This window comes from Mojavia sp., assembly GCF_059505145.1.
Genome location: NZ_JCACKA010000081.1, coordinates 18,607 through 45,534 on the forward strand (window position 1 = coordinate 18,607; position 26,928 = coordinate 45,534).

21 protein-coding genes and 1 pseudogene are annotated in these 26,928 nt (G+C 42.2%); 16 read left to right on the forward strand and 6 right to left on the reverse strand.

What is annotated here, in order from left to right:
* Positions 1 to 92: 92 nt before the first annotated feature.
* From AC5JL8_RS23740 to AC5JL8_RS23775, 8 genes are all read left to right on the forward strand, one after another.
* The gene (locus AC5JL8_RS23740; RefSeq protein WP_495882134.1) at positions 93 to 1,001 is read left to right on the forward strand and encodes a helix-turn-helix domain-containing protein; all 909 of its coding nucleotides are present in this window, start codon (positions 93 to 95) and stop codon (positions 999 to 1,001) included.
* 76 nt (positions 1,002 to 1,077) lie between these two features.
* On the forward strand, positions 1,078 to 1,371 hold the full coding sequence (locus AC5JL8_RS23745; protein ID WP_495882169.1) for a helix-turn-helix domain-containing protein: 294 nt from the start codon (positions 1,078 to 1,080) through the stop codon (positions 1,369 to 1,371).
* Between the two features lie 299 nt (positions 1,372 to 1,670).
* Positions 1,671 to 2,723, forward strand: a complete 1,053-nt coding sequence (locus tag AC5JL8_RS23750; RefSeq protein WP_495882135.1) for an aldo/keto reductase — start codon at positions 1,671 to 1,673, stop codon at positions 2,721 to 2,723.
* Positions 2,724 to 2,863: 140 nt separating this feature from the next.
* Entirely contained in the window at positions 2,864 to 3,433 is a 570-nt protein-coding gene (dps, locus tag AC5JL8_RS23755) for a DNA starvation/stationary phase protection protein Dps (protein ID WP_495882136.1), read from the forward strand.
* 500 nt (positions 3,434 to 3,933) lie between these two features.
* Positions 3,934 to 4,650, forward strand: coding sequence for a pirin family protein (locus tag AC5JL8_RS23760; protein WP_495882137.1), 717 nt, complete (start codon positions 3,934 to 3,936; stop codon positions 4,648 to 4,650).
* Between the two features lie 361 nt (positions 4,651 to 5,011).
* Positions 5,012 to 5,227 (forward strand): hypothetical protein, encoded by a 216-nt coding sequence (locus tag AC5JL8_RS23765; protein WP_495882138.1) that lies wholly within the window; start codon positions 5,012 to 5,014, stop codon positions 5,225 to 5,227.
* Positions 5,228 to 5,507: 280 nt separating this feature from the next.
* Positions 5,508 to 5,723, forward strand: a complete 216-nt coding sequence (locus AC5JL8_RS23770) for a hypothetical protein (protein ID WP_495882139.1) — start codon at positions 5,508 to 5,510, stop codon at positions 5,721 to 5,723.
* A gap of 900 nt (positions 5,724 to 6,623) precedes the next feature.
* Positions 6,624 to 7,943 (forward strand): efflux RND transporter periplasmic adaptor subunit, encoded by a 1,320-nt coding sequence (locus AC5JL8_RS23775; RefSeq protein ID WP_495882140.1) that lies wholly within the window; start codon positions 6,624 to 6,626, stop codon positions 7,941 to 7,943.
* Between the two features lie 62 nt (positions 7,944 to 8,005).
* On the opposite strand, the gene AC5JL8_RS23780 is transcribed toward AC5JL8_RS23775, so the two are convergent.
* Complete coding sequence (locus tag AC5JL8_RS23780) at positions 8,006 to 8,179, reverse strand: hypothetical protein (RefSeq protein WP_495882141.1); 174 nt, start codon at positions 8,177 to 8,179, stop codon at positions 8,006 to 8,008.
* On the opposite strand from AC5JL8_RS23780, the gene AC5JL8_RS23785 reads away from it, so the two are divergent.
* From AC5JL8_RS23785 to AC5JL8_RS23800, 4 genes are all read left to right on the forward strand, one after another.
* Positions 8,127 to 11,300, forward strand: coding sequence for an efflux RND transporter permease subunit (locus AC5JL8_RS23785; RefSeq protein WP_495882142.1), 3,174 nt, complete (start codon positions 8,127 to 8,129; stop codon positions 11,298 to 11,300). The two genes, AC5JL8_RS23780 and AC5JL8_RS23785, sit on opposite strands and share 53 nt — an antisense overlap.
* Before the next feature lie 34 nt (positions 11,301 to 11,334).
* Positions 11,335 to 12,075, forward strand: a complete 741-nt coding sequence (locus AC5JL8_RS23790; RefSeq protein WP_495882143.1) for an SDR family oxidoreductase — start codon at positions 11,335 to 11,337, stop codon at positions 12,073 to 12,075.
* A gap of 647 nt (positions 12,076 to 12,722) precedes the next feature.
* The gene (locus AC5JL8_RS23795) at positions 12,723 to 13,436 is read left to right on the forward strand and encodes a rubrerythrin family protein (protein ID WP_495882144.1); all 714 of its coding nucleotides are present in this window, start codon (positions 12,723 to 12,725) and stop codon (positions 13,434 to 13,436) included.
* Positions 13,437 to 13,541: 105 nt separating this feature from the next.
* Entirely contained in the window at positions 13,542 to 14,741 is a 1,200-nt protein-coding gene (locus tag AC5JL8_RS23800) for an MFS transporter (protein ID WP_495882145.1), read from the forward strand.
* Between the two features lie 172 nt (positions 14,742 to 14,913).
* Here AC5JL8_RS23800 and AC5JL8_RS23805 read toward each other — a convergent pair whose 3' ends face one another.
* From AC5JL8_RS23805 to AC5JL8_RS23815, 3 genes are all read right to left on the reverse strand, one after another.
* Complete coding sequence (locus AC5JL8_RS23805) at positions 14,914 to 15,696, reverse strand: sensor histidine kinase (protein WP_495882146.1); 783 nt, start codon at positions 15,694 to 15,696, stop codon at positions 14,914 to 14,916.
* Between the two features lie 480 nt (positions 15,697 to 16,176).
* The gene (locus tag AC5JL8_RS23810; protein ID WP_495882147.1) at positions 16,177 to 18,597 is read right to left on the reverse strand and encodes a hybrid sensor histidine kinase/response regulator; all 2,421 of its coding nucleotides are present in this window, start codon (positions 18,595 to 18,597) and stop codon (positions 16,177 to 16,179) included.
* Positions 18,594 to 18,809: a hypothetical protein gene (locus AC5JL8_RS23815; protein WP_495882148.1), complete on the reverse strand. Its 216-nt coding sequence runs from the start codon at positions 18,807 to 18,809 to the stop codon at positions 18,594 to 18,596. The genes AC5JL8_RS23810 and AC5JL8_RS23815 overlap by 4 nt, the downstream gene beginning before the upstream one ends.
* Before the next feature lie 132 nt (positions 18,810 to 18,941).
* On the opposite strand from AC5JL8_RS23815, the gene AC5JL8_RS23820 reads away from it, so the two are divergent.
* The 3 genes from AC5JL8_RS23820 (at position 18,942) to AC5JL8_RS23830 (ending at position 23,533) form a co-directional block, all read left to right on the forward strand.
* Positions 18,942 to 21,470, forward strand: a complete 2,529-nt coding sequence (locus tag AC5JL8_RS23820; RefSeq protein WP_495882170.1) for an AAA-type ATPase lid domain-containing protein — start codon at positions 18,942 to 18,944, stop codon at positions 21,468 to 21,470.
* A gap of 120 nt (positions 21,471 to 21,590) precedes the next feature.
* Positions 21,591 to 22,271, forward strand: a complete 681-nt coding sequence (locus AC5JL8_RS23825; RefSeq protein ID WP_495882149.1) for a peroxiredoxin-like family protein — start codon at positions 21,591 to 21,593, stop codon at positions 22,269 to 22,271.
* A gap of 80 nt (positions 22,272 to 22,351) precedes the next feature.
* On the forward strand, positions 22,352 to 23,533 hold the full coding sequence (locus AC5JL8_RS23830; RefSeq protein WP_495882150.1) for a low temperature requirement protein A: 1,182 nt from the start codon (positions 22,352 to 22,354) through the stop codon (positions 23,531 to 23,533).
* A gap of 128 nt (positions 23,534 to 23,661) precedes the next feature.
* Here AC5JL8_RS23830 and AC5JL8_RS23835 read toward each other — a convergent pair.
* Positions 23,662 to 24,157, reverse strand: a pseudogene (locus AC5JL8_RS23835) (DUF4351 domain-containing protein).
* Positions 24,158 to 24,404: 247 nt separating this feature from the next.
* On the opposite strand from AC5JL8_RS23835, the gene AC5JL8_RS23840 reads away from it, so the two are divergent.
* Positions 24,405 to 24,743, forward strand: coding sequence for a hypothetical protein (locus AC5JL8_RS23840; protein ID WP_495882151.1), 339 nt, complete (start codon positions 24,405 to 24,407; stop codon positions 24,741 to 24,743).
* A 350-nt stretch (positions 24,744 to 25,093) separates the two neighbouring features.
* Here AC5JL8_RS23840 and hmpF read toward each other — a convergent pair whose 3' ends face one another.
* Complete coding sequence (gene hmpF / locus AC5JL8_RS23845) at positions 25,094 to 26,869, reverse strand: pilus motility taxis protein HmpF (protein WP_495882152.1); 1,776 nt, start codon at positions 26,867 to 26,869, stop codon at positions 25,094 to 25,096.
* Positions 26,870 to 26,928: the final 59 nt, after the last annotated feature.

The following is a 26,928-nucleotide window of genomic DNA, read 5'->3' on the forward strand; positions in this document are numbered from 1 at the left end:
AATTTTACTACTCGTAAAAAGATTATCTAGGCTATTTTAAAAAGTAAGTATAGTGTTACACCTGAACCCAAATGCTTGCTGGGGTGCGAACAATGCTAGATGAGAAAATCTTGACTGTTGATTTTGCTCAAAGAGATGCTTGTTCAGAAATTCTACCGCGATCGCCCCTATTCTCGAGTTACGATGCCAACTGGGATGGCATTCGCCTAGATCATCATCAACAGCCTGGCTATGAAACTCCTGAACACTATTTCCATCAGCATATTATCACTATTAGCCTAGAGCAAAGTGTAACCAAGGCAGAACGGGTTATTAACGGACGGCTTCAGGGTGAGTACATAGTATATGGAGATGTGGCGGTGATTCCGGCAAACACCAATCACTTATCACGGTGGGAATCAGAAGCAGAATTTTTAGTTATCAGCCTGGAACCAACTTTATTTACTCGTGTTGCTTTCGAGTCAGTTGATTTACAGAGTGCTGATATTATACCGCGCTTTGCTGCACCTGATCCCCTAATTCAACAGATTGGGCTGGCACTTCACTCAGAACTTAAATCAGATGGCATGGGTAGTCGTATTTACATCGAATCTTTAACAACTACACTCTGCATTCATCTGCTCAAGCACTATTCTGCATCTACTGACATTACCGAATCTTCTCAAAACAGAGGACTTTCGCGGCTGAAGTTGCGCCAAGCAATTTCATATATTCAAGATAATTTAGAGAAAGATTTGACCTTGACTGAGATTTCGGAAACAGTGGGAATGAGTATGTATCATTTTTCGCGTCTATTCAAACAGTCAATGGGTTATACTCCTCATCAATATGTAATGAATTGCAGAATTGAGAAAGCCAAAAAGCTATTAACTCGCACTGAACAAACTATAGACCAAATATGTCAGCAGGTGGGTTTTCAAAGTCAAAGTCATTTCACAAATGTCTTCCGCAAATTGATAGGTACAACGCCCAAAGTTTATAGAGAAAAGGTGAAGATTTAGCAGTTCACCTCATCGATTTAAAATTTATCAATCAAAGAAAGAAAAATATGTGTGTAAAGTCTCTATTGACAATAATATGCTAAAACTAGCATATACTAAGATTAGTAACATTATTACTAAGCAGCAAATAACACAGGCTGAGGCAGCAGAGCTTTTAGGAGTTGACCAGCCAAAAGTTTCAGCATTAATCAATGGAAAATTATCGGGCTTTTCAACTGTACGAATGTTTCGCTTCTTAGAGGTTGTTTTAAAAGTGGTTTGCTGTGACTTTAGGCACTTATCGATCCCCCCTAACCCCCCTTGGAAAGGGGGGAACCTTCTTCAAGTCCCCCTTTCTAAGGGGGATTTAGGGGGATCTCAAAGTATTTGATACATCACCAAGGACTTTTAAAACATCCTCTTAAACGCTTTGGGTCGAGATGTGGAAATTGTAGTGACCAAACCGAAATCTCAATCAAAAGCTCGAACACGGGTTGTTGCTCCGTGATTTTGGATCGGCAGATAACCTCGAACTAAGCACTAACATTGTTTTCATAATATTTACTACCACTCTTGCAGAGTGAAAGCTTGCGGATATGGCAGCAAGAATTTCATATTATTAGCAAAAACTGACAAAAATAAAAGTGCAGCACACAGCTAAACTTAATTTCAGTCATTGAGAAAGTTGTGATGAAATACAAACTTTTGGGTAAAAGCGGGTTAAGAGTCTCTGAACTCTGCTTGGGAACAATGACCTTTGGTGAAGATTGGGGCTGGGGTGCTTCTAAAGATGAAAGCCAAAAAGTTTTTGATACTTTTGTGGAAGCAGGCGGTAATTTCATTGATACTGCCAACGGTTACACAGATGGCACTAGCGAGAAAATTGTTGGTGAGTTAATTGCAAAAGAACGGGAACGGTTTGTAGTTGCTACTAAATACTCGTTTCCTTTGCGAATGAATGACAAAAAGAACGATCCTAACGCCAGTGGTAACCATCGCAAGAATCTGATTCAGTCTTTAGAAGGCAGTTTGAAACGGCTGAACACTGACTACATTGATTTATTTTGGTTGCACGCTTGGGACTTCACAACACCTGTAGAAGAAGTCATGCGATCGCTTGATGATGTCATTCGCCAAGGTAAGGTACTCTACATTGGCATTTCGGACGCACCTGCTTGGATCGTTGCTCAAGCAAACACAATTGCCCAATATCAAGGATGGACAACTTTTGTCGCGTTGCAAGTTGAATACAGTTTGATTCAGCGGACACCAGAACGGGATTTGCTACCAATGGCAAAAGCCTTCGACTTGGCAGTAACGCCGTGGTCGCCTTTAGGTGGTGGTGTGCTAACAGGTAAGTACAATAAGCCTCCTCAAGAAAGCGGCGAACAAGGACGATTAGCAAATCCAGCATTAGGAAGTATTTCGGAACGGAATTTAGCGATCGCTAATGTTGTGAGTCAAGTAGCCGCAGAAATTGGACATACACCCTCACAGGTAGCACTAGCTTGGTTACGCGCTCAAACTGGTGTGATTATCCCGATTATTGGCGCACGTAAGCTAACTCAGTTTCAAGATAACTTAGCTTCTTTGGATGTCGATTTATCACCGGAACATCTGCAACGTCTGAATGAAGTCAGTCACATTGAGCTTGGTTTCCCCCATGACTTTTTGCAGAATGATACCATCCGCGATCGGCTTTTTGGAGGTACATTTAATAACATTGAGAACCATCGACTCTGAGTAAGCTAGTAGCCAATTTCTGGATAATGAGAAAGATATTAATTGATTAATCCCTTAATTCCATCTGCCCGCAGGGAGTTTCGCAACATCAGCCATAATTTGTAGACTTGTCGTGACAATCCACCAAGCAGATACAACACATGAGCGACAATAAACTTTCATCACGGCTTTATCCCACCCGCATTGATATTCCAGCCGAAGCGCGTAAGCAAATCGTAGTCATCCTCAATCAAACCTTGCCAGCTACCTTGGATCTCAAAACCCAAGTAAAACAGGCGCACTGGAACGTTAAAGGCACAGACTTCTATCAGCTGCATGAATTATTTGATGAATTGGCTGGCGAATTAGAAGAGTACGTCGATATGATTGCTGAACGCGTCACAGCTTTAGGAGGCTACGCTGTAGGAACAGCCCGCGCCGCAGCAACTAATTCGATTTTGCCAGAATATCCCTTTGACATTTTGGATGGTAAAGACCATGTGACAGCTTTGGCAGATCGCTTTGCACTTTATGCTAAACACCTCAGAGGAGCGATCGATAAAACTAATAATTTAGGTGACGCTGACACCGCTGACCTTTACACTGAAATTTCTCGCACCATTGACAAACGTCTCTGGTTCTTAGAAGCTCATCTGCAAGTTGCAGAAATCAAAGGAGAGAATGGTACATCTGCTGTTAAGGCAACTCAACAGCCAGCTGGTGTCAGATAAGTACTTTTGAGCGAAGTAAAATTTCTTAAACTTAGCAGTCACCTTTTGGTAAGTACGTCACTTTTAAGTGCGTACTTTTCATTTTATATTTCTATACATTAATATTTAAATAGTTCAAAACAGGGCTAAACATAAGTGAAACTAAATCTGACAATGCTGTTTTGCTGATAAAACCCAATTGTACTAGTATTCTTCACCAAATAAATCGAATGACGACCAGCATATTTGCCTTAGCAATAGTATTGCCAGGTTTGGAGTTTCAAATATCCAAATCTGCAACAGCGGTGAGTAATTTAGCCAGATTTGATATTTAATTGCACCTGTTAGGCATTGTACACCAGAGTTAATCAATAACTAGTGCAGCGTGGCGTAAATAACTATCCAGTTGAAAAAGGTTAAAAAGCTGGTGAAATAAACAATATGCCTTCTGCCTTCTTGGACTAGCAGTAAAAATGCGAGATTCCGTGAATTTAAAAATCTACTAAAAATTAGGTAACTTTATGTCTCCAAATACGACAACTCACGTAATTCATCCTAGTAACTCACGCGGTCATACTAAAATTAGTTGGCTCGATAGTTACCATACATTTTCCTTCGGTGGTTTTTACGATCCGAATCACATGGGGTTTCGCTCTCTACGGGTGATTAATGATGATACAGTTACCCCTGGTGCTGGGTTTGGTACCCACGGACATCGAGATATGGAAATCTTGACTTATGTTTTGGCAGGTGCGCTAGAACATAAAGATAGTCTAGGTACAGGTTCGGTGATTCGTCCTGGGGATGCACAAATTATGAGTGCTGGTACTGGTATTACCCACAGCGAATATAATCACTCACAAACTGAACCAGTTCACTTTTTGCAAATATGGGTTCTACCTAACAAGCAAGGAATGAAACCAAGGTACGAACAGAAAAATTTTTCTTTAGAAGAAAAGCGTGGAAAACTACGCTTAATTGCTGCTAAAGATGGGCGTGATGGTGCTGTAACAATTCACCAAGATGTCGATTTATATGCATCTGTTTTGGAAACCGGTGATGTTGTTAATTATCACGTCAAACCTAATCGTTATGCCTGGTTACATATAGCTCAAGGCGTAGCAACTCTCAATGGCGAGGAACTTCAAGCAGGGGATGGCGTACAAATCACCGCAGAAGAAAAACTCGAAATCAGTACTAATGACAGTGCAGAAATTCTGCTGTTCGATTTAGGGTGAGATTAACTTGGTATCCTAAAAGGCTCTTTGAAAGAGCTGTTTAGCAACTTTGCACGTAAAGACGTACCATCATGGAATTGCGCTCTGCAAGTAAATTACAGAGCGCAGTTTTTCTGGAAGCATAAACTTGTTTTTAGGTTTAACCAATGCTTCTGGAGTAATCACCTTCTGATTAATTTTCCTTGCATTATCAACCTTTTCTTAATGACATAGCTTTGATGAGGCATTCAAACTATTAATATTTTCTAAAATCTTATGGAAATCTTAATTTAATTATTTAATCTATCTGGAGTTAGAAGTTTTTAGTTTTTAAATTGCAAAAATAGTAAAGTAAGGAAAAAATATATTTTTTAACATAAAAATGTCTAATAATGAAGATAAACAGGAATTATTACATACAGAATTAGTCAAATACGGCGTTAATTACCAAAAAGCTGCTAAAGCTGCCCAAATTCTGGCAGATAAAAAAGCGGACGAGCTTTTGACTGAAGAAGAGATCACACTTACTAAAGAAGTTTGTGAAGCCTGGTTAAAGCAGCGTCAGCGATTGTCTTTAATTGAAAGAGAGCTTGGGTGAGTTTATCCTCAGTTGCGGCCAAAGAGATAATTTAGTGATGATTAGGACGCAAATATGCGTTGAGACAGCGCTGCGTCAGGGTCTCCCTATTTGTATAATCACCTGCATTAAATGCTCTCATCGCCAGGAGATTCCTTTCCAAAAAACAGTAAGATGACAGCAAATCTACTTGCAGATGATTTGCACTGTGTGCGATTGTCGCATTTTTGATGTATCTCTAATTGGGTTATGTATTTATAATATTTAATTTATATTAATGCAGATATCTAAATAAAACAAGTTGAAAACTAAATCAATTAGCCAAAATTATAAAGTTTTTTTCGTTAGTGTTTACGCTAGGTGTTCTCTGCTTTTGGCTGTGATGCTATTTAATCTCAGTGAACTTGATGTGATTTTAGTTTTCAACAGTGGCGAAATGACAAAAGCTGCTGTGGAAAGCGGTGCAGGTGTCACGGGGATATCTGAAGTTAATGGTAACAAAAAGAACTATAGCTAGATACTCTGCGCGCAATGCGAGTTATCGATAACAGAAGTATATACTGCTAGTGCAGAAATAATTTGACCCTTTTTCCAGCTCATATCATGTCCGTTTAAATAACCGTCATTGCGACCGAAGAGTAGCAATCCCAAAAACTTTGCGATTGAGTCGTTTCACTTCGTTCCACTCGTAATGACATATTCAGGGTGATTTGCCGGACATCATATCAAACATCGGTAGCGTTTTCAAACCGCTCTCTCAAAAGCCTTTGAACAAAAGTTGTTATCTTCTGTGTTGAATTATTCAGAGCAAAATTCATTAAAATCAGTCATTGACAAATTAATTGGGTAACTGTAAAGAAGACAGTTAAAGAACTCAACTGTATTAATTTCAACACCAATTCTGCTCCTCTCTAAAATACAGATACAAATTATTCTCCCTTACTCCTTGCTCGTCGTCTGTAGCAACCTTAAATAAAATTGGTATTACCTGTATTCCTTTTTTTTGTTAAAGTTATTGGTTATACCGTAGCCAACAACATTTTAGATAATCCTTTTTGCTCTCAGGCAGTCTGTAGAAAGGTTTTGTATTTTATTTCTAGAATAATTAAGTGTAAAAAAATCATGAGAACAGAATAATAAATTACATTTACTGGCGCTGAGACCAAAGAGGTAAGCATACCGCAGCAAGATTAGAACATTTTGTGCAATAATTGCAAATTCAACATAATTACCATATTTGTAAACTGAATTTTATCATTCACCTTTGGGTAGATTAGGCCCAATTAGAAAAGGAGTATATTGTAGATGAGCTAACACATAATTTGCCATGAGGCTTCATGCTAAATTAATAAATTCAATATCAAGAGGTTAAATTCTGATTCAGTTTTAGTTAAATTTTTTAGGTTTTCTGTATACCATGACATCCCCTGAACCACAAACTGATTTTGAAGAAAGTATTCCGCAGACATCATTTGAGCCACCTCCAAAACAACGGCGGTGGCTTCGGTTATTGTTAGCTGCACTACTATTGATTGGTGGTGGAGCAGCTATAGTTTGGCGTTTGCTAACTCCTGAAAATCCACCGACTTCACCTGCTAATGCTCAACCTCAAGGAGTGCGAGTCAGGATAGCCGCAGTTCAAACAGGTGTGCTTGAGCAAAGTTCAGATTTTATTGCTAACTTAGAATCTCGGCGCTCAGTGCGGCTGCAACCGAGAATTCAGGGACAAGTCACTCAAATATTTGTACGACCTGGAGATTCAGTTGCTCAAGGAGCAGCAATTATCCAAGTAGACCCTAGACAGCAACAAGCAGCGGTCAGTGGGATAAATGCTGGGGCCGAAGCAGCTAAAGCGCAACTCCAAAATGCGATCGCTACACTCAAATCCCTACAAGCCGATCGCCTATCTAATGTAGCTAATGTGCAATTGAACCAGCAAGAATTTGACAGGTATGCTAGCTTGGCTGAACAAGGAGCCGTAGCTCGACAAACTAGGGATCAGTATGCCAATCGGCTCGCCACAGCCAAAGCTCAACTCGCTGCAATAGGCTCCAGAATTCAAGCACAAGAAGCTACCGTATCACAGTATGAAAAAGCTTTGCAGCAAGCTCAGGCCAATACTAAAGAAGAAGTAGTCCAGCTTCAATACTACAAAATTACTGCCCCCTTTGCGGGCACGGTTGGTGATATTCCGGTAAAAGTAGGCGATTTTGTGAATAATTCCACACAATTAGCTATTATCACTCAAAACCGACCTTTAGAAGTAAATATCTCCGTGCCGCTTGAGCGGGGTTCTCAATTGCGTAAAGGGTTGCCAGTAGAGATCATGGATGAGCAAGGGCGACCTTTAGGCAGAAGCCAAGTATTTTTCATTTCTCCAAATATCGGTAGTAATACCCAATCAATATTGATTAAAGCACTCTTGAACAACTCTCAAGGTAGGCTGCGGGCAGATCAATTAGTGCGGGCTAGAGTTATTTGGAGCCAACAGCCAGGGGTTTTAATCCCAACAACAGCAGTCGCGCGTGTAGCTGGGGAAACTTTTGTCTATTTAGCGCGAAAACAACAATCTCCACAAGGAGATTTGCAACTAGTAGCTCGACAAAAGCGGGTGAAGTTAGGTGAGATTAGAGGTAATAATTACCAAGTTCTTGATGGATTGAAACCAGATGAGAAAATCATTGTCTCAGGCTTGCTGAATCTTAGAGATGGTGTTCCTATCGTTCCAGAGTCTTAGAAATGGGGGCTGGGGACTGGGGACTGGGGACTAGTGGCTGGGAACTAGTGACGGCAATTAAGCTAATACCCAATACCCAATACCCAATATCCAATACCCAATACCCAATCCCCAATACCCAATCCCCAACCCCCAATCCCCAACCCCCAATCCCCAATCCCCGATCCCCAATCCCCAATCCCCATGTTTGTTGACTTCTTTATCAGGCGACCTGTATTTACTAGTGTTTGCTCCATAGTTATTCTCCTGGTAGGAGCAATCAGCATTCCCACACTACCCACTGCACAGTATCCAGAAATCAGCCCAACTCAAATTACTGTGAATGCAAACTATGTTGGTGCTAGTGCTGAAGTTGTAGAAAACACAGTAACAACTGTTTTAGAGCGCCAGATTAACGGTGTCGAGGGCTTGAAGTATATGACTTCGAGCAGTAGTAACAATGGCACTAGTACAATTACAGTCACATTCGACCCATCACGAGACAAAGATATTGCAGCGGTCGATGTGCAAAATCGCGTGTCTCTTGCCGAACCGCAGTTACCACAAGCTGTGCAGCAAACTGGAGTTACTGTCAGAAAACAGTCTAATAATATTCTTTTAGCGATCGGGTTGTATTCAGATAACCAAGAGTACGACAACGTATTTTTAAGTAATTATGCCGACCTCTATATAATAGATGCCCTTAAAAGAATTAATGGTGTAGGTGAAGCGCAGGTTTTTGGTGAACGCCGCTATGCAATGCGCCTGTGGCTTGACCCTAACCGTCTTGCTAGTCGCAACATCACAGCCCAAGATGTGATTGATGCACTTAATGAACAAAACTTACAGGTAGGTGCTGGGCAAATTGGGCAGCAGCCAACACTACCAGAGCAAATGTATCAAATAGATTTGCAAGCCATCGGCAGGCTCACGGAAGCAACAGAATTTGCCGACATGGTAATCAAGACAGGTACAGATGGCACACTGATCAAACTCAAAGATGTAGGTAGGGCGGAATTAGGAGCAGAAAATTACAACACATTTCTGCGATTCAGAGCTAACGAAGGTGTGGGTATAGGGATATTTGCCAGCCCAGGAAGTAATGCCTTGGATGTCGCTAAGGCGGTGAAAGCAGAAATGGTGCGACTGGCACAAAGCTTTCCCCCAGGAATGGAATATCAAGTAGCCTTTGATACAACGCTATTTGTAGAAGCATCCCTAGCAGAAGTTGTAAAGACGCTAATAGAAGCGATCGCTCTGGTTGTCTTAGTTATCTTTCTGTTCTTGCAAGACTGGCGTACCACGCTGATTCCTGTGATTGTGATTCCTTTAACCTTGGTGGGTACATTTGCCTTTATCAAGGTTTTTGGATTTTCGATCAACACCTTGACCATGTTTGGTTTAACCTTGGCAACAGGATTGGTGGTTGATGATGCGATCATTGTGGTCGAAAATATCTCTCGCTTAATCGAAGATGAGGAAATGACACCTCGTCAAGCTGCTTTCCAGTCAATGAGGGAGTTGTTCGGGGCAGTTATTGCAACTTCTCTAGTGCTAATGGCTGTGTTTGTCCCTGTGGCATTCTTTCCAGGATCTACAGGACAGATATATAAACAATTCGCACTAACGATCGCCTTTTCGATGGTGATTTCTACCTTTTTGGCCTTGACTCTGACTCCTTCGCTTTCAGCTTTGCTGTTGCGCCGGGGGCAAAGACAGCGCGGTTGGTTGGGCTGGATTTTTGCTCAGATTAACAGATTTATTGATTGGACGCGCCGCAAGTATGAGCGATCGCTCATCCGGCTCAATCGCATCAGAGCGATCGTTGTACTACTATTTATCATTTCCTTAGGATTGACGGCCTGGCTTTACATGCGTGTGCCTACAGCATTTATCCCTGATGACGACCAAGGTTATTTCATTACCATCATCCAAGGGCCAGAGGGAGTTTCGCTCAACTACACGAGCAAAGTTATGGCTAAGGTAGAAAAAGAAATCCTGAAATTACCAGAAGTCACAGGAACTTTCGCTATTGGTGGTTTTGGTTTTAGTGGCAACTCTGCTAATAGTGGTGCAATTTTTACTACCCTCAAACCTTGGGATGAGCGTCACGAACCGGGACAGTCAGCACAAGCGATCATTGGCAAATTAGCAGGAGTGCTGTCAACAATACCAGAAGCAAGAATTTTCCCGGTTAATCCCCCATCAATTCAAGGTTTAGGCAGTTTTGGTGGTTTCCAATTTCAGTTACAAGACAGAACAGGTAACAGTGGCTTAAACGGATTACTGCAAGCTATGGGGCAGTTACTCGAACGCGGTAATCAAACACCAGGCTTACAAGCTGTATTCAGCACATTTAGCGCTAGTACGCCGCAAATGTTAATTGAAGTAGACCGCAACAAAGCCAAAGCCTTGCAAATTCAAGTAAGCGATATCTTTAATACCCTACAGAGTTACTTGGGTTCGCGGTATGTCAACGACTTTAATTTGCTACAACGAACTTATCGGGTATATGTGCAAGCAGATGCTCAGTTTCGCTCCAATCCTGAGGATATTGGTAAATTGTACGTTCGCTCGCAGAACAATCAAATGATTGCTTTGAGCAGTCTGATAAAAGTTACTCCTAGTATCGGCGCACAAACAATTAATCATTACAACTTGTTTCGCTCGATTGAAATTAACGGCGCAGCCGCACCTGGTTATAGTTCTGGACAAGCAACCGCAGCTATGGAGCAACTAGCAAAGCAGGTTTTACCGGCGAGTATGGGCTACGAATGGTCTGGGATCGCCGCCGAGGAACAACAGTCTGGCGGTCAAGCACCGATAATTTTCATCTTGGGATTGGTCTTTGTTTTCTTAGTACTGGCTGCTCAGTATGAAAACTATGTTGACCCAATAATTATCATGCTCTCAGTTCCCCTGGCTATCTTGGGCGCACTGTTAGCACAGTCAATGCGGGGTCTAGCCAACGATGTGTTTTGCCAGGTAGGACTAGTGATGTTGATTGGTCTGGCAAGTAAAAACGCCATTTTGATTGTGGAATTTGCCAACCAACTGCGCGAACAGGGTTTTTCGCTAACTAGAGCAGCTATACAAGCCTCTCAAGAGCGCTTACGACCTATTCTGATGACTTCCTTATCTTTTATTTTGGGTATTTGGCCATTAGTCAATCCCGAAGGAGCAGGCGCAGCCAGTAGAAGATCCCTTGGTACAGCTGTGGCTGGTGGAATGATTGTTTCTACTTTCTTGAGTTTGTTTGTTGTGCCAATTCTATATATAGTGATTGGGCAAATCCGCGATCGCTATCTACCCCAGCGTCAGCCGCAACTATCAGAAACAGACGAAGAAGCCACAGTTCCTCATACAACTCATCTTTAAGCTCATAATCAACAACACGAACTGAGGTTAATCTATGGCTCCCCTAACAGAAAAAGTTGCAATTGTTACTGGTGCATCGCGGGGGATTGGACGAGCGATCGCCCTAAAATTAGCGGGTAACGGTGCGTTTGTTGTCGTTAACTATGTAGGTAATACAGCTAAAGCTCAAGAAGTTGTTGCCGAAATTACCCAGCAGAAAGGACAGGCGATCGCTGTACAAGGGGACATCAGCCAAATAGGTGACATCAAAAGACTTTTTGATCAAACTATTGAACACTTTGGCAAAGTCGATATTTTAGTCAACAATGCCGGAATCGCTTTTTATCAACCCATAACTCAAGTTACAGACCAAGAGTTCGACAAGATTTTAGCAATTAATGTCAAAGGTACTTATTTTGCTTGCCAACAAGCCGCCCAACAGATGGCTGAGGGAGGACGCATTATCAACTTCTCTTCCTCAACCACAGCAATGATGCTCCCAACTTATAGCGCCTATGTAGCAACGAAAGGTGCTGTGGAACAAATAACCAGAGTACTAGCTAAAGAACTCGGTACAAAGAGAATAACAATCAATGCTGTTTCTCCTGGCCCTACAGATACAGAACTTTTTCGAGAAGGTAAAACAGAAGAACAAATTAACCGTTTAGCTCAAATGGCTGCTTTGGGAAGGCTGGGAGACGTGGAAGAGATTGCCAGTGTGGTGGCATTTCTAGCCAGCGATGAAGCAAGATGGATCACTGGGCAAAATATCCGCGTCAATGGCGGAATTGCTTAATCCCAAATTGAATAATAAATATAGGACTCATATTTGATTTTTGAACAAAATTCAGTACACCTTTATTCCTTCTTCCCAGTCCCCAGCCCCCAATCCCCAGTCCCTTACCTCTACGAGTTATTCAGAAATCAAATCGGATTGCTATAGTACCCAAAATGATAACTAGTAAATCTGACTCGATAGGAATCTAGGGATGAAAATTTAGTACAACAAGGCACAAATAAACCGAGCATCCAAAATTTTGATGCCACGTGATACACTGGCTAGCTATACTTCAATACGGTTCAGTTAGTGGTATTTGGTTTCGGAAGATCCCCCCAACACCCTTAAAAAGGGAGCTTAATTCCCTCCTTTTTAAGGAGGGTTAGGGAGGATCAACTCTTATCTGAACCGTATTGAGCTATACTTATAACTTTTGAGCCATGTAATAAATCACACATAGGCCATCTCATAAATCAAAGATATAATTTGTCATCTGCAAAATTTTTCAGTTTTATAATATCCTGAGACAGCCAACAAAATGGGTAAATGAATATGAGTTACAAAACGTTGTATAAAACGTTTCTAAAACTCATATATTTAGTTTATTTACTTCGTTTTGGCTTTTGTTTTACCTATGAGATATGATTTCCCAACATCCCAAAACTATGGATTTGTCAAACTTTACTACTCTTCAAAATTTAGAAGCTGCCTTCGGTGGTGAATCGATGGCGAATCGAAAGTATCTGTTTTTTGCTGAGGTAGCAAATAGACTAGGTTATAAAGACTTAGCAAAACTATTTAAAGAAACAGCAGAACAAGAAACTGCACACGCTTTTGCACATTTTGTTTTGCTACACCCAGAACTTCTAGTAAAAGATCCAGATGCTTTAACTGAAGAACAAAAGCGGGCAATTGTATCTCGTTGCTTATCTTTGGCAATTGAAGGTGAAACTTATGAATACACCACAATGTATCCAGAGTTTGCCACTGCTGCCCAGCGCGATCGCGACAATCCTGCTGCGGAAGAATTTCTTAAACAAGCTCAAGAATCTAACGAACACGCTAACACTTTCCGGCAAGCAGCCCACCGTTTTGGCTTGTTAAAATTTATCGAAAATTACCACGCCGATCGCTACGCAGAAGCTTTAGAAGTCTTAAATGGTGGACAAACTGTAACTAGGATTGCTGGAGAAGATCCTAAAACTCGTAAATGGGTTTGTAGACAGTGCAGCATGATTTACGATCCTGTTGCTGGCGATCCTGATTCTGGAATTGCTCCTGGTACACCATTTGAAGAAATTCCTGAAGATTGGAAGTGCCCAATTTGTGGTGCTACCAAAAAGACCTTTAAACCACTGGAAGAAAAACTTGCTGCTTAAGCTACCAATATAGCGGTTCTTATATCCTCAACGGATGAACACGCGGTAGGGGCACAACAATGTTGTGCCCTTACTGGTTAAATAGTAATTATTAGGGTGATTGTCATGAATTCCGAAGAAGAAATCAGTCAATTAGAGCCTCGCAAACCAGTTTATCTAGATTTGAATTTTCAAATTGTTTGTGCTATTTCTCTGATTGCTGTGTTGGGAGTTTCTAGTGTCACTCCGGCTTTTCCGAACTTAGCCAAAGAGTTAAATGTTAATCCAAGAAATTTAGGTTTATTGGTTACAGCATTTACATTACCATCTCTGATACTTGGCCCTGTTATTGGTGTGCTTGCTGATAGATTTGGTAGAAAAAAGATTATTGTTCCTTCTTTATTGTTATTTGGGATTGCAGGTACAGCTTGTGGCTTTGCTCGTGATTTTAATCTGTTGCTATGGTTACGTTTTCTGCAAGGAATTGGTGCAGCTTGTTTACTGTCTTTAAGTGTTACCTTAATTGGCGATTTATATAAAGGAGATAGACGTACTACAGCAATGGGCTACAATGCCAGCGTTAGCAGCGTAGGTACAGCAAGCTATCCAACAATAGGCGGCGCATTGGCAACACTGGGCTGGTATTATCCGTTTATGCTGCCGATCATAGCGATTCCTATTGGATTACTTGTATTGTTCGCACTCAAAAATCCTGAACCAAAAGGCGATCGCAATCTTAAACAGTATTTACGTAATGCAGCCAAAGTTCTCAAAAATCGGCAATTATTTGGGTTATTTATTGCTAGTGCTGCTAACTTTGTTCTCCTTTATGGAGCCTATGTAACTTATTTTCCTCAGCTAATTAACGATACATTTAAAGCCCCACCATCCTTAATTGGCATACTACTTTCTAGCGTTTCTGTAGCAATTATTATCTCATCTTCCCAGTTAGGCAAATTAGCTAGAAGATTTAAAGCTACAAATTTAATTCAAGCATCCTTTATTTTTTATGCTTTAGCTCTTTTGATTGTTCCCTTCATGCCAAGTATTTGGTTTTTATTAATTCCTACCACAATCTTTGGTATTGGTTTAGGGCTTGGTTTTCCTAGCATTCAGTCACTTTTGGCAGATTTATCACCCAGAGAATATTTGGCGACGATTTTATCAGTTAATGGGACATTCTTTGGCTTAGGGCAAACCTTGGGGCCCGTGTTGATGGGTATAGCCTTTGGTTTTGGCGGCATTAATAGTGTGTTTTATGCAGGGGTGGGGTTTTCAATTTTGATATTTTTTGTGTTTAGGTATTTTACTTGTACTAAGGCTTGAGTTTAAGGCGATCGCGCGGAGCGCAGTGCCAAAGGCAATCGCACTGATATTTTATAAACAACGTATTCAGTAGCAGAGGCAAGAAGCGAGGAAATTCCTGGCGTTCAAGAGTTGAATTGTCTGTTAGCACTGTGTTAGCTGTAGCACCACAAAAAGAGTTTTTCTAGCCACCCTAATAGGGAAGTTTAGGCAACTTAACAATAAAGCTTGTCCCCTTCCCCTCCACACTTTCAACTTCAATCGTCCCCTGATGCGCCTCAATAATACTTTTTGCTAAAAATAATCCTAATCCCCATCCTGTTCGATCCCTGGCAGAGATGGTTCGACGAAATTGTTGAAATAAGATTGATTGAGCGTCTAGAGAGATCGGATTACCCTCATTGTGAATAGTGAGGCTGATTTGCGTTTCAATTTCCTGAAGCGTGAGTGTAATTGGCGTATCAGGAGCACCATACTTCACGGCGTTAATAGCTAAGTTTTCAATTACCCGTTGTATCTCTTTACGGCTGCAATTGCTTTTGATAGCAGCATCAGAGACTAAAACAAACCGATCTCCATAAGCAAAGCTCAAATCCTCCACTACGTCCCGAACGAGGCTGTCTAAGCTGCATTCTTCAAATTCAAACTTTAAGCTCTGCCCTGTCCGCAGCCGACTAGCATCGAGCAGATTTTGAATCATCGAATTCAAACGCTCGACCGCTTTTAGCATTTTCGCCGCGATATTCACATGGGTGTCTCCTTGTTCAAGCCGACGCAAACTCAGGTGAATACCCATTTTTATGACATTGAGTGGGCCTCTGAGATCGTGAGTCAGTGTCACCATAAATAACTCTTGAATATCTCGCAACGTCTGGGAAAATTGAGTCGCCGCATCGTTAACGGCTTGCTCAATAGAGTCGATCACCAACTTCATCACGCGCCCGCTCTTCCCACCTCTGCATAATTCTTTCAGCATTTTGCTTAAGACGGTTAGACACTTGGTTAGACATAGATTGTAAAAACACTAAAATTAGCAAATAGTTAGCTTGAAACTGCTTGATATTGTACGCAATATTTTAATTCAATTTCATCAAGACTTAAGCAGTATTAAAGCTTGTTGCATCAGCATGGTAGAGACAGTAACCAGCCGGATATCATTTCCAAATATAAATCTCGGAAATTTTCAAAACTCCTGACTTCTGGAAATAGGTTTCAGTAGATTGCACAATATTCGTCCACAAATTTTATTCTTGGTTTGGGGCTTCTTGGCTGTGTCATTGTCCCCTCCTGGCTTTCAGTCTTCTTTTGTGATTTTACTCTTCCCAGAGTGACAAAAGAAAGATAGCTTCTTACTTATTGGCAGGGACTTGGATTTAGGAAACTTACGATCGCGTTTATCTCAAAATCGTGATGTTGGTTATGACAAGCGCGATATTGATTTTTGTGCAACTACTTATCAGCCCTTGTCTCTTCTTTCTAGCAATGCCACAATTGCCTTGATTAACTCTTTGGGTTGAACAGGTTTGGCTAGATGTCGTTGAAACCCGGCAGAGAGTGCTTTTTGCTGGTCAACCTCTCCTGCGTAGGCAGTGAGGGCAATCGCGGGAATCTGTCCACCTTGTTGTGGCGATCGCCGCCTCACCTCACGCATCAGCATATAGCCATCTATTATTGGCATCCCGATGTCGCTAATCAACACATTTGGATTAAATTGCTCGAAAATTGTCAATGCCTCCATCGCGGATGCCGCCACTTTAACTTCTGCCTTGCATTGCTGTAGAACGAACGCGGCGAGTTCTCGCATATCGGCTTCATCGTCTACTACCAAAACTCGCAATCCACTTAGATCAATAGCACTAATATCTGAGTTTGTATCCTGAGACGATTCTGAAGGGTTCATCATCAGAGGAATTCTAACTGTAAAGGTGGCTCCAAGTCCCTCGCCTGGACTTTCTGCATGAATAGTACCACCGTGAAGTTCAATTAGGTAACGGCCGATCGCTAGCCCTATTCCTAATCCACCAAACTGACGAGTTGTCGCAGCATCTTCTTGACGAAAATACTCAAACACATGGGGTAGAAACGCTGGGTTGATTCCTTTGCCTGTATCCTTGACTTGAATTTGAGCATAATTGCCAACTCGCTCCAAGCGAATTTCTACTTGTCCTCCTTCGGAACTGAACTTGATGGCATTTGAGAGTAAGTTCCAAACGACCTGCTGGAGACGCACAGAGTCACCAGACACCCGCTCTAGATCATTAGCGAACACTGTGTGAATTTCAACCCGCTTTGCCTCAGCTGCTAATCGCACCGTTTCGATCGCCTCTTGAATCACCGTGACTAAATTGACTGGACTGGGGTTTAAAACTAATTTGCCACGCAAGATGCGGGAGACATCCAGCAAGTCTTCAATCATTTGGGTTTGTAACTTGGCATTACGCTCGATCGTTTCTAAACCACGCTGAGTTGTTTGCTCATCCAATTTACGTCCCTGAAGCAGTTGTGCCCAACCCAAAATTGGATTGAGGGGCGATCGCAATTCATGAGATAGTACTGCCAAAAACTCATCCTTAATGCGATTAACTCTTTCGGCTTCAGCTCTTGCTGCTTGCTCACGAGCCAGTAATTGTTCGCGTTCAGCTTCTGAGAACTTGCGCTCGCTGATGTCAATTAGCAAACCATCCCAAACCTTTTCACAAGTAGTTCCTTCGGGACGGGAATTTCCCTGAATCCACTTCAGCTTACCGGATGGAGTAATAACGCGTCCTTCCCATTTCCAAGGCAGTGAGTGCTGCACTGCCGTTGATACTGAATCTGTTAAAGATTGTAAGTCGTCAGGATGAATTAATTCCCAGAACGAGTTTGGATTTTCCAAGAGCGTTTCCGGTTCTAATTCCAACAGGTCGCGGCAACCAGAACTGACATAGGTAAAGCAATGATCGCCTGGGTTGTACCGATATACCATTCCTGGCATATTTCTAACTAGCGTTTGAAATCGAGACTCACTCTGACTGAAGGCTTCCTCGACTTGTTTGCGATCGGTGATATCGAGAGCGATTCCCAAGAACCCAACTGGCCGACGGATTTCTCCCTCTCCTTGGAATTGTACCTGTCCGTTGACAGACACCCAGCGTTCAGTGCCGTCGACCCACACGATTCGGTAATCAATTTCGTAAGTACCCGACGACCTGGGATCGAGCGCAGTGTCGATCGCATTGGCTACTTGTGCCCGGTCATCAGGGTGTATACGTTCCATCACTATCGGCAGGGGCATCGTTACCACATTATCCGGCTCACCCCAAATCTGGCGCATCCGCGCGTCTAGCTCAACAAGGTTCGTGTTGGGATCGTAGCGCCAGGTTCCAATCTGACCGACATTTATGGCAAGCTGTGCCCGTTCTCCTAAAACGCGCTCTGTAGTTTCTGTGACAAAGCAGAATATACCACCAATACCACCACTTTCATCACGGATAGGGCTATAAGAAAAGGTAAAATATTCCTCCTGTAAGTGTCCCTGGCGCTCAATCTGTAACAGGCGATCGCTCTGCCAAGTAGCAGATTCTTCATCCAGCACACTTTGCAACATGGGTTCAAGAATCTGGCTAACTTCTGCCCAGACTTCCAGTCCAGGTTGCCCCAGAGCTTGGGGATGTTTGGTTCCTAGAAATGGTCGGTAAGCATCGTTGTAGAGCAGCACATACTCACGCCCCCACAAGAGAGACATGGGAGCGGGAGAATTCAAAATAATACTGATTGAAGTGAGCAAACTTTGAGACCAACCTGTGACTGGACCTAACGCTGTTGCTGACCAATCCTGCGTTCGCATCAACTCACCCATCTCGCCGCCACCCGCAAAGATGTCTTTGGAGCTAGTCATTTTTCTTTCAAAACCACAACATCTGTTTCTGAGAGTAAAAGGGGATGGGCATTGGGCATTAGGTAAATTTTCCTTGTCCCCCAGTCCCCAGCCCCCATTACCCCCAGTCCCCAGCCCCCATTACCCATTACCCAGTACCCAGTACCTAGCCATACACCTCTAATGTAATACTTTGGAGAATTAACTACTACGACTAAAAAACACCGCAGCAATGATAATTAATCCTAAAAGTACTAAGGGAACCCAGAGATTAGGTAAATCAGATAAACTCATCATGCAGCTGTTTTAACATTCTTTATCAGCGATAATTCCTCTTATACAACAGCCTGCACGGAGAAACTATGATCACATCTCCAGATACAGTGATTTGGCTACAAGAACGCACAGCTTTAGGAATTCTTTCGCCTGCGGTGTTAGAGGCGATCGCTCAAGTTATTGAACCACAAGTTGTGCCAGAAGGCAGCACCCTAGTGAGCGAAGGTACTCAGCCAGAAGCACTTTACATTATTCAAGATGGACACTTAGAAAGCGAAACTAGTAATCAAACTAACTCAGCTTTAGCTCGTGGTTTCCTTCCTGGTGCAGTAATTCACCTGAAGGAATTGCTATTGGATGAGTTAACGCCATTTACAATTACTACTCTCAACGAATGTCATTTGTGGGTTGTACCTGCTGACAAATTTCGCGGTTTGGCTACTCAATATCCCGAAATTAATCAGGCTTTCTCTCGGTTATTGGCTCAAGAATTGGCTGAGGTAACATCTGCGTTAACCTACGAACAAGAACGTGCTACAGCCTTACGTCCCTATTTAGTTACCAAGGCGCAACGGGGAATTGTCGGTACTAGCCGCTATGCGGTGCGTTTGCGCGAGCAAATTCGAGAAGCTGCTGGCGATCGCAAGTCAGTAGAAATTTTTGGCGAACCAGGTTTAGAAAAAGATAATATCGCTGCTCTAATTCACTTTGGTTCTCCGAGGCGGCGAGAACCAATTATTAAAGTAAATTGTGGCATTCTCCAAACGAGTGGTGCAGATTTATTTGGTCGCGCTGGTGGTAAACCAGGGCTTTTGGAATGGTTGGGGGAAGGCACTTTAGTTCTCAACAATATTCAAGAATTGCCACCAGAGTTATTACCCCCGGTAGCGCAGTTACTTCAAACAGATACATATACTCCTGTGACTCGTCCTGGAGAACCAAAAGCTGAACCTCGTACCAGTAGAGCCAAGATTCTCATTGTTTCAGAAAAAGCTCAGTCGATGATCGAACGGTGTGTAGGTCATGTAATTAAAGTGCCACCGCTCCGGGTACGGAAAGCTGATATTAAAGCTCAGGTAGAATATTACACCAGTCTTTACAGCCGCGCTAGAGGTCTAGCTAAACCGCATATTACCCCAGAAGCTTTACGCCGCTTGCAAGCTTACGATTTCCCTGGCAATCTCAAAGAATTAAAGAATTTGGTAGAACGAGCGATCGTCCAGGCCGGAGAAGGGCAAGAACTCACAGAAGAAATCTTTTGGTCAGCCGAACCGAAAAAAAAGCAATTTCGCGTCAATTTGTTAAATGTGTATCCTAGTTTGCGGCGGTTTTTGCGTAGTGACTGGTGGCCTGATCGCATTAATTATGGTTTTACAGTAGTGGCTTTTGCCTTCGTTATCGGCGTATTATTTATTGCTCCTCAAACACGCGATCGCAATTTTGCTTTAACTTTATTTTGGGCTTGGTGGTGGCCTTTCTTCCTCTTTATCTTTCCTTTTTTAGGTCGTGTGTGGTGTTCTGTTTGCCCATTCATGATTTATGGTGAAATTACGCAAAAACTATCGCTATGGTTGTTTCCTCGGCAACTCAAGCGCTGGCCGAGAGAGAAAGCTGAAAAATGGGGCGGATGGTTTATGTTTGGGTTATTTACCCTGATTTTTTTATGGGAAGAACTCTGGAATTTAGAAAATACTGCTTACCTCTCCGCTTGTTTACTACTATTAATCACCGCTGGGGCGATGATTTTCTCTGCCATTTTTGAACGGCGGTTTTGGTGTCGCTATCTCTGTCCCATTGGTGGGATGAATGGTCTATTTGCCAAACTTTCAATGACCGAACTTAGGGCACAGCAAGGTATTTGTTCTGCAACTTGCACCACGTATCAATGCTATAAAGGTGGGCCGCAAAAAGGCGAGGGGATGGAAACTAATGGCTGTCCATTGTACTCGCACCCTGCCCAGTTAGAAGATAACAGAGATTGTGTTTTGTGCATGACTTGCCTGAAAGCTTGTCCTCATCGTTCCGTCGAATTTAACTTGCGTCCCCCTGGAATTGAACTGTGGACAACTCATGTACCCCGCAGTTATGAAGTAGCATTATTATTTTTGCTCTTGGGTGGTGTATATCTGCATCGCTTACCAGAATTGCAATCTTGGCTAGGTCTAAATCTGGATTTAAATGATTTTTGGCAGCACTTAGGATTATCGCTGCTAGCTTTGCTTGTTCCAGTAGCCATTCCCTTTGCAGCCTATGGCTTAATGCAACTATTGAATTTTGGCCGTAAACCCAAAGCATTTATTGAACTTGCCTATGGTTACTTACCATTAGTTTTGGGTGCTAACTTAGCTCATTATCTGCGTTTGGGCTTGGGCGAAGGTGGGCGCATTTTACCCATAACTTTTGCCACCTTTGGTTTGCATAGTGAGCAATTACCTGTGTTAGTGGCACACCCGGCAGTAATTGACTTTTTACAAGGTACAACCCTGATTTTTTCAGTGCTGTTAACGATAGTATTAACTCAAAAAATTGCGCGACAACCATTTAGAACTATGTTTTGGCAACATTTAGCAGCTATTGGATTGGCAGCCAGTATGTGGGCAATTATTATTTCGCAGTAGAAATCACCACAAACAATGTATAATCACAAGCGAAATCATGAAATTTTTGTTGATTTCCCAAAACATGGGAGTTGTTGAACGGGTTTTTGCGAAATAGATAACTCATCGAGGAGCAAGCTAATGAACCTGGCTCAAGAATTAGCTAATGTAAGTGTGCAAGCTCAGAATCACATCCCTGCAGAAAAGTTGGCAATCATTGAGCAAGCCACTGAGCAACTTAGACAATCAGGAATACTCGACCATAGTTTAAAGATTGGGAATTACGTCCCAGATTTTGCTTTACCTAACGCTACTGGCAAGATGATTCAGCTAAAGCAGTTGCTAGCAACTGGGCCAGTTGTTATTAGCTTCTTCCGAGGAACATGGTGCAGATTCTGCAATTTAGAGTTGAAAGCGTTGCAGGAAGTTTGGCCAGAAATTCAAGCTAGTGGTGCTTCTTTGGTAGCGATTTCGCCGCAAACACCAGATTATTCTTTATCAACAGTAGAGGATAACACCTTATCTTTTGAAATTTTAAGCGATGTTGGTAATCAGGTAGCACGTAATTTCGGTATTGTTTACCAAATACCTAAATCTATGCGTTCAGTAATGCAAGACTTTGATGTTGACCTACCTGTGTATAACAAAGATGAGACTTATGAATTGCCAATACCCGCTACTTATATAATTGCTCCCGATAGTACAGTTGCTTATGCTTTTGTTGAGCCAGACTTTACTAAACGTTTAGAGCCTGCAAATATTGTTGATACACAGCGTATTCTACAGAATGCCAAGCAAGCACTGACTACATCTAAAAATTGATAGCATGGCATAAATCAGCCTTGGAAATGTCTGAAACCGTTACGAATTAGCAATTACGAATTCTGTGAAGCGGTAATACTATGACCAATTTTCTCCAACCACCAAGGTTACGCATTGGCGAAGACATTGAAGAAGAAAGACACGCCACTTGGCTAGAACTTTTTTATGATTTAGTGTTTGTAGTTGCAGTCTCGCAACTTGCTCATAGTTTTAAAGAACACATTTCGCTTTCAGGAGTGATTGGGTTTGTAGTTTTATTTATACCCATTTGGTGGTCATGGATTGGTACAACATTATATGCCAACCGCTTTGATAGTGATGATGTGGTACATCGGTTACTAGTTGGTTTGCAAATGTTAACAACAACCGCAATGGCCATCAACATTCACCACGGCTTAGGTGAAAGTTCCTCTGGTTTCGCCCTTGCCTATGGGCTTGGTCGAGTTGTGCTAGTAGTGGAGTACATTCGTGCCGGTAGACACATCCCCTCAGCACGTCTTTTGACAAATAGATATGCTACAGGGTTTGCGATCGCAGCTTCACTTTGGTTAATATCAGCATTCATACCTCTACCTTGGCGGTTTGTCCTTTGGGGATTAGGGATAATCATTGACTTTGCTACACCACTAACAGCACGCAAGTTTCAAATCGGGCTACTTCCCCACGCCTCTCACTTACCAGAACGTTTCGGGTTATTTACCTTAATTGTTTTAGGTGAGGCAATTATCGCAGTAGTTAACGGTGTTTCACAACAGAAGTGGGATAGGTTCAGCGTCATTTGTGCCGTCTTTGGTTTGAGTCTCGCCTTAAGTTTGTGGTGGATTTATTTTGATAACTTGGGAGGCTCACCAATTCAAAAGGCGCGACAAGAGGGAAAAGTAGCCATTGCCAATCTCTGGCTTTATACCCATCTCCCCTTAGTAATTGGCATTGCTGCTGCTGGTGTTGGGGTAGAACTAGTCTTGTTGAGCCAGCAAGGGCTAGCATTACCAGATCCTCAGCGCTGGTTAATTTGTGGTTCAGTTGCATTATGCTTGCTAGCTATCGGTATTCTCCACCGATTTGGAGTTATCCGCTACTGCAAAATTCGTTCTCAATACCGATTTGGTGGTGCAGTTGTGCTGCTATTTGTGGCGATTTTTGGTAAAGGTTTATTACCAGTTTTAGTTATTGCTGTTGTAGCTTTAGTTGCTGTTGTGCAAGTTGCACAAGATTTATATCAAAACCGCCCCACTACCCGCTTGGTAGATCCACAAATTTAAAGCCTGATTAAGTTGCTGTATAGCTACTTGCTGAAGTTTCTGGATCTAAATAGGTATAGGTGAAAAACATCAATGAAAGTAAAATCGTATTAATATTAGCTTTGCCTTTTCCGGTGATACTTCTTTTGCTACTCTAATGTATTGAACCAGGCTTCTAAATCTGCGATCGCCTGAAAATCTAACAATGCTTCACCGAGATTTTCTAATTGTTCCAAGGGTAGAGATTCAATGCGCTCTTTCATCTGTTGGGGTAATTCTCCCACACGTCGAGTGAGCAGTCTGAGAATGAGCAATTGCCCTTCTGCTTTTCGTCCTTTTTCCCGTCCTCTCTGTTCTTTGCGTTGTTCTCCTTCAGCGAGAATTTCCTGATAAATCACTGATTCGCGCATCATACCCTCCCGAAATAATTGTCTAATCAGTCCTGATTAAGATTTGGGTATAAGCGGAGATTTCTGGTCGTTGTCCTTGTAGTTGTAAAAATGTCACATAATCAGCACAAATCGGTTCAATGCTCAATTCGGTTTTGAGGGCTGTGACGTTGGTTTGCTGTGTACCCAAAACCCAACCGGCAAAACGTTCTGGATATTTTTCTGACAGGAGTTTGCACAGATTATCAAAGGACATTGACGATCGCCGACAATTCAAGGAGGCATTGTTATTATCTCGTGCAGTGGTTTGAGTGGGCATGATCATTCAGGGAGCTTGTTATCATACTCTCAGCGTATATTTTTAAATTCCTCACTTTAAGGTTGATACATTTAGGCAAGCTAGGAGGGCAGGGAAAGCTGAGGAAGCTGGGGAAGTGAATTGTATCAGGTATTTAGTGGAATTGTATAACGCACCAATTATGTATGTGTAAGGTTTACAGCTAATGCAAGTTCTCAAAAGATCCATCAAACCAGCAACCTATATATCGTTCCTCCACATTTACCAAACTACTTGGGGAACTGCTGGTGATATTTGTTTAATCCGTGAATCTGTAGCTAAGGAAAGTACAGCGAAGTTTATCGGGCGCAAAATCGAACTAGCACTGCCAAAAGGACTAGAGCGCGATCGCTTGGCAAACTGTCCCATAATTAAAGTTGCAGGTAATGTCGGCGACGGACATCCTAAAGAACACCCGTTGGAATGGGAGGCTTATGAAGGTGTAGATAAAGAACTAGCTATAGCAGCTCTCAAACCTTGGGGCTTCAAGTTAATTGAGAGCTAATGTGATGATTCTAAATTACGAATTATAAAAGCATCTGCGCCAAATGAAAAAGCGATCGTCGCAAAGCTAGAAACACTATCATTATAATTTTCAGGTAAATAGACCATGCTGTAAGGGCACAACGCCCGTTGTGACCTTACGACAGATGTGGTTAAAATAAATGAAAACTGCTGTAACCCTTTTCTGTCACTCTCCGAAAACAAAAATCGAAGGCAACTTTTAAAACTCTGACTGGGGTTAGGTTTGTGGCTTTATATTCTAATATGATGGATATCATTATTGCTTTAGGCTGAAACTCTTGTCTGGTAATGGTTACATCTTTTTATCTAGGAAAAGTGACAGAAGAGGGGTTAAGATGCTAACAATTCTGGCTGAGATATCAGGCTCACAAGAGTGTGGCGCATTTGACTGATAGTCTGGAGTTGATAATCACCAGTTTCTTGAACTTGAGCCAAAGCATCAACCATTCCTTGCAACTTCTGCCGTAACCCATCCAAAGAATCCTGAATTGGTTGTAGTGCTTCTTGATAGAGATTAACCTGGCCCCAACATTCAGCGGTTGCTGTTCGCAGAGTCTGCAAGTTTTCTTCCATAGTTTTCAGCTCTTGGCGTTTCTCTTGCAAGTCATGACTTTGATTGTCAATCATGCTTTGGGCTAACTCAATACCAGTACGCATCTGCTCAATTTCACGTTCTAACCTTTGCAGTTCCTGTGACTGTTGTTGTCGCTGGGTTTCACTTTGCAAAAGAAGAGGGCCAAAATCTATTTTATTATCCTCTTCTATATTGGCAACACTATGCCCTTGTCGTCGTAGTAGTATACATTGGTGTTGCTTGAGTAACTTTTGCCGCTCTAGCAAATTGCGGCGTTGTCCCACCAAAGTTTGGTTCAGCATTTGGTAGAGGTCTTGTTCTTCTGTCAGTTCTATTTCCAAATTGATTACATCTTGGTCAGATGCTTGGTGAATCTTCTGTTGCAGTTCATCTATGGCTTGTTGCTTATATTTGAGTTCTTGTTCTTGGTCGTGGACAAAGCTAGAATCTATATCAAACTTTTCCTGCAAATCTTGCACCAATTTTTGCAGTTCTTCTATAGACAGATTCTCCAAAGCTTTTAAATCCAGTGGCTGGCTCAGAACTACATTACCTGATGTTATGGCCAAAGATTGAATCTGCTTATATAAATCTTCTTGATTTCGTAATTGTTCTTTCAATAACTGAGCATACTCTTGCTTGCTGGCAAGAACAGCAATATTCACCTTCAAATCTGCTGTTTGATGCTCCAGTGAGCTTTGTGCTTGTTGCCATACATCTTGGCGATCGCATAAAGTTTGCGAGAGGCTATCAACTTCTTGTTGTTTTTGAGTAGCTACAGTTCTTTGCTGCTCCATCTGTTGCCAGTGTTGGTTCAGAGTAGCTTGCTGTCTTTCAACCAATTCAATAGCCAAATGAAGGTTTTCCCGCACTACTTCCGTAGGAGCCACGCGACTAGACAAGCGATCGAGCAACTCACTCAAAACTCGACTTTGCTCTTCATCCAAAACCTTTCCCTGTTGGGAATCTGCTTGATACTCCTCCAAACGACGCTGCTCACCCCGCAAATGCTCCCAAGCACCTTCTAGTTCTTGGCGATTACGCTCAATTTCTTGTCGCAACCTTTCCATCTCTTCACGGGATGTTTCAACTTCCTGTTTTTGTGCTTCCAGGCGTTGAAAATCATCCTCCATTTGTTGCAACTGTTCTAAGCGTGCTTCCATATCCATTTCACGACGATTCATTTCTTGCGCCTGAAATGTCAGTGACTGCTTCCACTGGTCAATCTCATCTTCCTTGAGCTTAAATTTTTCCAACTGTCGGGAAAAATTCTGCAAAATGTTAACTAGCGGACGCCCTGCTTCTTGAATCCGCTGCACTTGGCGATTCGGATTCAGTTCTACCAGTACAAGTGCGCCATCATTTAATTTACTCGCTTCCTCAGCCACAACCACTTCTTCCGACACAGTACTCCAATTCTGGTCGGTTCGCTGACAAGCCAGCAGTTTTAGTTCGGTTTTGGAACTGCTACTGAGTAAACTGGTAGTGAGTAAGCCGCCTTTCTGCTTTTGTACTTCTGCTAAATACAGCACACCGTTAGTCCTTTTGTGTACTTGATGTCCGTGATTTTGGTTATACCTTAGATAATTCT

What these genes read in the sequence shown, in the direction of transcription:
- AC5JL8_RS23740 (WP_495882134.1), top strand. Translation starts at nt 93, where the DNA reads ATGCTAGATGAGAAAATCTTGACTGTTGATTTTGCTCAAAGAGATGCT.
- AC5JL8_RS23745 (WP_495882169.1), top strand. Translation starts at nt 1,078, where the DNA reads ATGCTAAAACTAGCATATACTAAGATTAGTAACATTATTACTAAGCAG.
- AC5JL8_RS23750 (WP_495882135.1), top strand. Translation starts at nt 1,671, where the DNA reads ATGAAATACAAACTTTTGGGTAAAAGCGGGTTAAGAGTCTCTGAACTC.
- dps (WP_495882136.1), top strand. Translation starts at nt 2,864, where the DNA reads ATGAGCGACAATAAACTTTCATCACGGCTTTATCCCACCCGCATTGAT.
- AC5JL8_RS23760 (WP_495882137.1), top strand. Translation starts at nt 3,934, where the DNA reads ATGTCTCCAAATACGACAACTCACGTAATTCATCCTAGTAACTCACGC.
- AC5JL8_RS23765 (WP_495882138.1), top strand. Translation starts at nt 5,012, where the DNA reads ATGTCTAATAATGAAGATAAACAGGAATTATTACATACAGAATTAGTC.
- AC5JL8_RS23775 (WP_495882140.1), top strand. Translation starts at nt 6,624, where the DNA reads ATGACATCCCCTGAACCACAAACTGATTTTGAAGAAAGTATTCCGCAG.
- AC5JL8_RS23785 (WP_495882142.1), top strand. Translation starts at nt 8,127, where the DNA reads ATGTTTGTTGACTTCTTTATCAGGCGACCTGTATTTACTAGTGTTTGC.
- AC5JL8_RS23780 (WP_495882141.1), bottom strand. Translation starts at nt 8,179, where the DNA reads ATGGAGCAAACACTAGTAAATACAGGTCGCCTGATAAAGAAGTCAACA.
- AC5JL8_RS23790 (WP_495882143.1), top strand. Translation starts at nt 11,335, where the DNA reads ATGGCTCCCCTAACAGAAAAAGTTGCAATTGTTACTGGTGCATCGCGG.
- AC5JL8_RS23795 (WP_495882144.1), top strand. Translation starts at nt 12,723, where the DNA reads ATGGATTTGTCAAACTTTACTACTCTTCAAAATTTAGAAGCTGCCTTC.
- AC5JL8_RS23800 (WP_495882145.1), top strand. Translation starts at nt 13,542, where the DNA reads ATGAATTCCGAAGAAGAAATCAGTCAATTAGAGCCTCGCAAACCAGTT.
- AC5JL8_RS23805 (WP_495882146.1), bottom strand. Translation starts at nt 15,696, where the DNA reads ATGCTGAAAGAATTATGCAGAGGTGGGAAGAGCGGGCGCGTGATGAAG.
- AC5JL8_RS23810 (WP_495882147.1), bottom strand. Translation starts at nt 18,597, where the DNA reads ATGACTAGCTCCAAAGACATCTTTGCGGGTGGCGGCGAGATGGGTGAG.
- AC5JL8_RS23825 (WP_495882149.1), top strand. Translation starts at nt 21,591, where the DNA reads ATGAACCTGGCTCAAGAATTAGCTAATGTAAGTGTGCAAGCTCAGAAT.
- AC5JL8_RS23830 (WP_495882150.1), top strand. Translation starts at nt 22,352, where the DNA reads ATGACCAATTTTCTCCAACCACCAAGGTTACGCATTGGCGAAGACATT.
- AC5JL8_RS23840 (WP_495882151.1), top strand. Translation starts at nt 24,405, where the DNA reads ATGCAAGTTCTCAAAAGATCCATCAAACCAGCAACCTATATATCGTTC.